Origin of the sequence: Streptomyces sp. NPDC058579 (assembly GCF_042718575.1) — a bacterium.
In the GTDB taxonomy this organism is placed as follows: domain Bacteria; phylum Actinomycetota; class Actinomycetes; order Streptomycetales; family Streptomycetaceae; genus Streptomyces.
Genome location: NZ_JBHXPI010000062.1, coordinates 24,655 through 31,787, shown reverse-complemented (window position 1 = coordinate 31,787; position 7,133 = coordinate 24,655). Strand labels below are relative to the sequence as shown.

General features: G+C 71.7%; 7 protein-coding genes. 6 read left to right on the top strand and 1 reads right to left on the bottom strand.

The genetic code is table 11. From position 1 onward, the window contains the following. Positions 1 to 100 precede the first annotated feature (100 nt). Entirely contained in the window at positions 101 to 1,468 is a 1,368-nt protein-coding gene (locus ACFWRO_RS35125) for an MFS transporter (RefSeq protein WP_384518134.1), read from the bottom strand. Positions 1,469 to 1,752: 284 nt separating this feature from the next. On the opposite strand from ACFWRO_RS35125, the gene ACFWRO_RS35120 reads away from it, so the two are divergent. The 6 genes from ACFWRO_RS35120 to ACFWRO_RS35095 are packed head-to-tail and all read left to right on the top strand — an operon-like array spanning position 1,753 to position 7,112. After that, positions 1,753 to 3,237: an aldehyde dehydrogenase family protein gene (locus ACFWRO_RS35120; RefSeq protein ID WP_384518130.1), complete on the top strand. Its 1,485-nt coding sequence runs from the start codon at positions 1,753 to 1,755 to the stop codon at positions 3,235 to 3,237. A gap of 30 nt (positions 3,238 to 3,267) precedes the next feature. Further along, entirely contained in the window at positions 3,268 to 4,254 is a 987-nt protein-coding gene (locus ACFWRO_RS35115) for a VOC family protein (RefSeq protein WP_384518127.1), read from the top strand. Continuing rightward, a complete protein-coding gene (locus ACFWRO_RS35110) occupies positions 4,251 to 5,048 on the top strand; it encodes an aspartate dehydrogenase domain-containing protein (RefSeq protein ID WP_384518124.1) in 798 nt (265 codons plus the stop codon). The genes ACFWRO_RS35115 and ACFWRO_RS35110 overlap by 4 nt, the downstream gene beginning before the upstream one ends. Further along, positions 5,045 to 5,845 (top strand): alpha/beta fold hydrolase, encoded by an 801-nt coding sequence (locus ACFWRO_RS35105; protein WP_384518121.1) that lies wholly within the window; start codon positions 5,045 to 5,047, stop codon positions 5,843 to 5,845. The genes ACFWRO_RS35110 and ACFWRO_RS35105 overlap by 4 nt, the downstream gene beginning before the upstream one ends. A gap of 12 nt (positions 5,846 to 5,857) precedes the next feature. Beyond that, positions 5,858 to 6,379 carry a cupin domain-containing protein gene (locus tag ACFWRO_RS35100; protein ID WP_384518118.1) on the top strand — a complete coding sequence of 174 codons (522 nt, stop codon included), beginning with the start codon at positions 5,858 to 5,860 and terminating at the stop codon, positions 6,377 to 6,379. After that, positions 6,372 to 7,112: an SDR family oxidoreductase gene (locus tag ACFWRO_RS35095; RefSeq protein ID WP_384518115.1), complete on the top strand. Its 741-nt coding sequence runs from the start codon at positions 6,372 to 6,374 to the stop codon at positions 7,110 to 7,112. Before ACFWRO_RS35100 ends, ACFWRO_RS35095 begins: the two co-directional genes overlap by 8 nt. Positions 7,113 to 7,133: the final 21 nt, after the last annotated feature.

Here is a 7,133-nt window from a genome sequence, read left to right as displayed (position 1 = left end):
GGGCACGAGGGCCCGCCGGACGCCGCCCCCGCCGGCGCCGCGGCACACCACTCCGACACTGCGGACGCACAGGCGTACCGTGAGCTGCTGCGCGGGTACGTCAGGAGTTCATCTCCTCCAGCGTCCTGCCCTTCGTCTCCACCGCGAACCAGGCGATCACCGCACCCACCGCGGCGACCACGGCGAGCTGGGCGAAGACCACCGAGAGACTGCCGCCCCCGGCGATGACCGCGCCGACGGTGATCGGGCCGATGATGACTCCGAGGCGGTTCCACAGGCCGCCGAAGGCCGCCCCCTTGGCCCGGTTGGCGGTGGGGTACAGCTCGGGCGAGTACAGGTAGAGCCCCGCGTTGATCGCGTAGAGGAAGAAGGTCGTGCAGGACGCGAAGACGGCGACCTGGCCACCCGAGGTCGCGCCCGCAAGGGCGAGCGCCCCCAGGGAGAACATGCCGCCGGTGAGCGCAGCGATCAGTGCGGGCCTGCGGCCGATCCTGTCGACGAGCAGCGCGACGACCAGGGTGCCGAGCAGGCCGGTGACATTGCTGAGCAGGGTGTAGACGAGAGCCGTGGTCAGGTCGAGGCCGAAGTGCTTCGTGTACAGGGACGGCAGCCAGGTCGAGATGCCGTGGTTGACGTAGTAGGCGACGAACCAGAGGCCGGACAGGACCGCCGTGCGCCGCAGATAGCGCCCGCGGAAGAGGTCGCCCCAGCGCCCCGGGGTCGTGGACTCCTCGCGTACGTCCGCGCTCGGCGCGGGCAGCGGCTGCGCGGTGGCGCGGGCGACCTCCGCCTCGATGCGGGCGAGGGTCTCCTCGGCCTCCTGCGTACGCCCGCGGGAGAGGAGCCAGCGCGGCGATTCGGCGACGTGGCGGGGCAGCAGGGCGGCGATCAGTACGGGAAGGGTGCCGATGACGAACATCGCACGCCAGCCGAGGTTGGGCACCACCCACACCGCGACCAGCGTCGCGGCGGCGAGGCCGGCGGGGAAGATCATCTCGTACAGCAGGACGAAGCGGCCGCGCTTGTCGGAGCGGGCGATCTCGTTGATGTAGGTGGCGGCGACGGGCACGACTCCGCCGATGCCGAGGCCCTGGACGAACCGGAAGAGCGAGAAGGTCTCGATGCTGCCGGAGAAGGCGACGGCGAGGCTGGCGAGACCGGTGACGGCGACGCCGAGGGCGACCGTACGCACCCGGCCGATCCGGTCGCCCATCCATCCGGCGGCCAGGGCGCCGATGAGCATGCCGATGGAGGCGGAGGTCACCGCGAGGGTGGCCTGGCCCGTGGTCAGGTGCCATTCCTTCATCAGCACGGGCAGCGCGGAGGCGGCGAGGAGCTGGTCGAACGCCTCGAAGAAGGTGACGGCGCCGATGAGGAAGCGGACCTTGACGTGCCAGCGCGAGTGGGGCAGCCGTTCGAGTCGCGCGGCTACGGAGCCGAGGCCTGGCTTGCCGGCCACAGTCGTCATGGAGGGAGTCCTTCCGCGAACAGAGGAGTTGCCGAGACAGTAAGGGGCACTACCTAAGGGGTCAATGGTTAAGGGCTTAGGAATCTCCCCGTTACCTGATCGTCGTCGACACTCCGCGCGATCGACGCCCCGCTCAGGGACACCACAGTAACGACTTCACCCTCGACCCTTGCGCCGAGATATTTAAGCCCTTAGATTTCAAGCGCTTCGGCAATCCGAGAGTCCCGTCCCAAGACCCTCTCGCCCGAAGTCCCTTTGTCCGCCGCCTCACCGGAGGTCCCGCCGTGCCTCAGTTCCCCACCGACATCCTGATTGCGGGCCAGTGGCGGCGCGGTGCCGGCGACCCGGTCGACACCGTCGACCCGGCGACCGGACGGGTCGTCGCCACCGTCCACTCCGCATCGGCCGAGGAGGTCGCCGAAGCGGCCGAGGCCGCCGCGGAGGCGGTGGCGGACCCGGCCTGGCGGGACCTCCTCCCCCACGAGCGCGCCCGGCTGCTGCACCGGATCGCCGAGCTGACCGAGGAGGCTGCCGGTGAGCTCTCCGCCCTCCAGACCGCCGACACCGGCAAGACCCTCGCCGAGACCCGGGCGCTCGCCCTCAGCGCCGCGGGCACCTTCCGGTACATCGCGGCGGCCCTGGAGACCGCCGAGGACTCGCTCACCCCGCCGCGCGGCGCGTACCTGACGATGAGCGTGCACGAGCCGATCGGTGTCGTCGGGGCGATCAACCCCTGGAACTCCCCCATCGCCAGCGACGCGCAGAAGATCGCCCCGGCCCTCGCCGCCGGCAACGCGGTCCTCCTCAAGCCGGCCGCCTGGACGCCCCTGGTCTCCCTCGCCCTCGGCCGGCTGATCACCCGGGCGCTCGACGAGTTCGGCCTGCCCACCGCGCTGCTGTCCGTGCTCCCCGGCAGCGGCCGGGTGGTCGGTGACGCCCTCGTACGCCACCCTCTCGTGGCCCGCATCGGGTTCACCGGGGGCACCTCGACGGGCCGCTCGATCGCCGAGATCGCGGCGCAGAAGCTGATCCCCGCCTCGCTGGAGCTGGGCGGGAAGTCACCGACCATCGTCCGGGCCGACGCCGACGTCGAACAGGCCCTGGCCGGTGTGCTGTTCGGGATCTTCTCGTCCAGCGGTCAGTCCTGCATCGCGGGCTCGCGGCTCTTCGTGGCCCGCGAGATCTACGACTCCTTCGTCGGCGAGCTCGTCGAGCGCGTCCGGAAACTGCGGGTTGGACCCGGCACCGATCCGGCCACCCAGGTCGGCCCCCTCGTGCACCACCGCCACCGCGACGCCGTCGCCTCCTACGTCGACCTCGCCCGGTCCGAGGGCGGGCGGGTGCTGTGCGGCGGCTCCGAGCCCGAGGGTGAGCTCTACCGGGACGGCGCGTACTACCTGCCGACCGTCCTCGACGGCCTGCCGAACTCCTCCCGCACCTGCCAGGAGGAGATCTTCGGCCCGGTCCTCGTGGCGCTCCCCTTCGACGACGAGGACGACCTGGTCCGCCAGGCCAACGACTCTGTCTACGGGCTCGCCTGCGGCATCTGGACCCGCGACGCGCGGGCGGCCTGGCGGCTGGCCCGCCGGATCGACGCGGGCACCGTCTGGATCAACACGTACAAGCAGTTCAGCGCCGCCACCCCGTTCAGCGGCTGGAAGGAGAGCGGCCTCGGGACGGAGAAGGGCCGTGACGCGATCCGCGCCTACCAGCGCCAGAAGTCCCTGTACTGGGGCACCTCCGACGCTCCCCTTCCCTGGGCCAACTGACCCGGCATGCCCGCCCCTCTGGAGAGACTCATGCACCGCACACCGCCCGGTCCGATCGCCCGGCTCCGTTCCCTGCGCTACGTCGAGCTGCACACGCCCGCCTTCACCGAGGCCGCCGACTTCTACGAGGAGGTCTGGGGGCTGGAGACCGTCGAGTCCGACACCGGCGCGCACTGGCTGCGCGGGACCGGCGACGAGCACCACGTCCTGCACCTCACCGAGAGCGAGCGCGTGGGCCTCGGCCGGATCGCGTTCTCCGTCGCCACCCCCGCCGAGGTCGACGAGGCGGCGCGGCGCCTCGAAGCCCGGGGCATCGTCCCCCTACTCGGCCCCGGTCCGCTGGACCAGGCGGGCGGCGGCTACGGACTGCGGTTCACCGACCCCGAGGGGCGCCTGATCGAGATCAGCGCCCAGGTCGAGGCGGTCGCCCCGCGCGGCCGGGACGGCGCGGTACCCGTCGGCGTCACCCACGCGGTGCTCAACACCACCGACATCGACGCGGCAGTCGCCTTCTACTGCGATGTCCTCGGGCTGCGCGTCTCCGACTGGTCCGAGCACCAGATGGCGTTCCTGCGCTGCAACGCCGACCACCACTGCATCGCCTTCAACCAGGCCGAGTGGACCTCCCTCAACCACGTCGCGTACGAGATGAACTCGGTCGACCACTTCATGCGGGGCCTGGGGCGGCTGCGCCATCACGGCATCACCCCTCAGTGGGGCCCCGGCCGGCACGGCCCGGGCAACAACACCTTCTCCTACTTCACCGATCCGTCCGGCCTTGTCTGCGAGTACACCTCCGAGGTGGCCCAGATCGTCGAGGACGCCTGGATCGCCAGGGTCTGGCGCCGCGTGCCGGAGCTGTCCGACCTGTGGGGGACGGCCGGGCCGCCCTCGAAGGAGATCCGCTGCCACATGGCGGGCACGCCGGACCCGGGCCCGCTCGCGCCCACTTCCTCTCCCACTCCCACCATCACCGCCAACGCCACCGTCACCGACTCCCGGAAGGACATCGCATGAGCACCGTACGCAAGGTGGGCATCGTCGGCTGGGGCGCGATCGGCCGCGTCGTCGGCACCGCGCTCACGCAAGGGGAGGTGAGCGGCGCCGAGTTGGTGTGCGTCGTCGACAACCGTCCGCTGGGCGAGGCGGCGCCCGCCCCTCAGGTCACCTTCGAGGAGGCGCTGGAGCTCTGCGACCTCATCGTGGAGGCCGCCGGCCAGGGCGTCGTACGGGAGTGGGGCGAGCGGGTGCTCGCCTCCGGCACCGATCTGCTGGTCGCCTCGACCGGGGCGCTCACCGACGAGGACCTCGCGAAGCGGCTGCTCGCTGCGGACCCGGGCCGGGTGTACTTCACGGGCGGCGCGGTGGGGGGTCTCGACCTGCTCCAGGCCGTACGGTCCCTCGGTCCCGTGGACGATGTCCGGCTGACCACCACCAAGCTGCCCTCGACGCTCGAACAGCCCTGGATGAGCGAGGAGTTGCTCCTCCGGATGCGCACGGCGACCGGTCCGGTCGAGGTCATGTCCGGCACCGCGCGCGAGGTCCCGGTGAAGTTTCCCCGGTCGACGAACGTGGCCGCCTCCGTCGCGCTCGCCGTCGGCGACCTGGACGCTGTGCGGGTCCAGGTCGTCGCCGACCCGGCGGCGCACCGCACGCGGCACGTGATCGAGGCGTCGGGCCCGCACGGGGCGTACCGCTTCGAGATGGAGCACGTACCGGACGCGGACAACCCCGCGACCAGCCAGGTCGTGCCGTACGCGGTGCTGCGCAGCCTCGCCGCGATCGCCGGGCGGACGGGGCAGATCCTGTGAGCGGCCGCGTCGACGCGCATGTCGACGTGCATGTCGAGGAGGCTGGCGACCACGGTCCGCTCCTGCTGTGCCTGCACGGCATCGGCTCGTCGTCGGCGGCGTTCGCACCGCAGCTCGCCGAACTCTCGTCGTACGCGCGGGTCGTCGCCTGGGATGCCCCCGGATACGCCAAGTCGCCCGACCCCGAAGTCCCTCTCAACCTCGACGACTTCGCGGACACGGCGGCCGGGCTCATCCGGGAGCGCGGCGGACGCGGCCATGTGCTCGGTGTCTCCTGGGGCGGCGTCATCGCGCTGCGGCTCGCCGCACGCCACCCGGACCTCGTCGCCTCGGTGATCGTCGCCGACTCCAGCCCCGGCTCGGGTACGGACGAGGGGAAGGCCGCGGGCATGCGGGCCCGCGCCACCGAGCTGGCCGAACTCGGCCCGCGCGCCTTCGCCGAGGCGCGTGGACCGCGCCTGGTGTCGCCCGACGCCCCGGACGAACTGGTCCGGCGGGTCGTGGAGACCATGGCCGGCTCGGTGCGGCTACCGGGTTACGCGTACGCCGCCGAGTCCATGGCCTCGGCCGACCTCCGCGCCGAACTGCCCTCGGTCGCCGCGCCCTCGCTGGTGCTCTGCGGCGACCAGGACCGGGTCACCGGCATCGATGCGAGCCAGGCCATCGCCGGAGCCCTCCGCAGGACCGCCTTCGTGATCGTCAAGGACGCCGGTCACCTGGCCAATCAGGAGCAGCCCGGGCGCTTCAACGCCTGGGTCCTCTCCCACCTCCGCATCACCGCACGCATCCCCGAATAGGAGCCGATTCCCATGCCTCTGACCACCACCGCGTACGACGACGGCGGCGACCTCGCCGCGTACACCGACTCGCTCATCGCCACCAAGGCCTCCCGTGTGGCGGACTTCGGCACCCTGTCCTTCCAGGAGAAGGCCGGCCCGCAGTACCGCCGCGGCCAGATCCGCTACGTCGGTTCGGGCGCCACCGGCAACCACGAGAGCGACAACCGCATCATCCCGTCCGGCGGCTTCACCTTCTCCAACATGCTGCTCCCGCCCGGCGCCGAGGGCCCGGCCCACACCCATCACGACGTCGAGGAGGCCTTCTTCGTCCTGGAGGGCGAGGTCAAGGTCGGCATCCACCGCGGGCCGGACGAGGTCGAGTACCGCACGCTCGGCTACCGCGACATGATCGTCGTCCCGGCCGGCGTGACGCGTTCGCTCAAGAACGAGGGCGACACCGACGCCCTGTTCTGCGTCGTCATCGGCACGCAGAAGCCGCAGGTGCCGACGTACCCCGAGTACTCGCCGATGCACGGTGTCACCCGTGACTGACCCGAAGGTCGTCGTCGTCACCGGGGCGGGCCGTGGCCTGGGCATGGCCATGGCCCGCCGGGCCGGCGAGGACGGCTTCCGGGTCGTCGTCGCCGAGCTGGAGAGGGAGCGGGGAGAGCGGGCCGCCGCGCAGCTCCGCGCGGAGGGCGTCGACGCCCGCTTCGTACCCTGCGACGTCGCCGACCCCGCGTCGGTGGACGGGCTCGCGGCGGCCGTGCGCGAGACCGGACCGCTGTACGGACTCGTCAACAACGCGGCGCTCGCCAACGGAGTCGGCGGCAACGAGTTCCAGGACATCGATATCGAGGTGTGGGACCGGCTGATGGCGGTCAACGCCCGCGGTCCCTGGCTGGTGTCGAAGGCTCTGTATCCCCTCTTCGGCTCTCCGGGCCGGATCGTCAACATCGCGTCGGACGCCGCCCTCTACGGCTCCCCGCGCCTGGCCCACTACATCGCCTCCAAGGGCGCGGTCATCGCGCTGACCCGGGCGATGGCCCGTGAACTCGGCGACAAGGGGATCACCGTGAACGCGGTCGCCCCCGGTCTCACCGAGGGCGAGGCGACCGAGACCGTACCGGCCGAGCGGCACGACCTCTACCGCGCGAACCGGGCGGTCTCCCGGCCGCAGCAGCCTGAGGACCTCATCGGGATCGTCTCCTTCCTGCTCGGTGAGGAGTCCCGCTATCTGACCGGACAGGTGATCGCCGTCAACGGCGGATTCACCATGAACTGACCTGTAGGACCGACCTGTGGG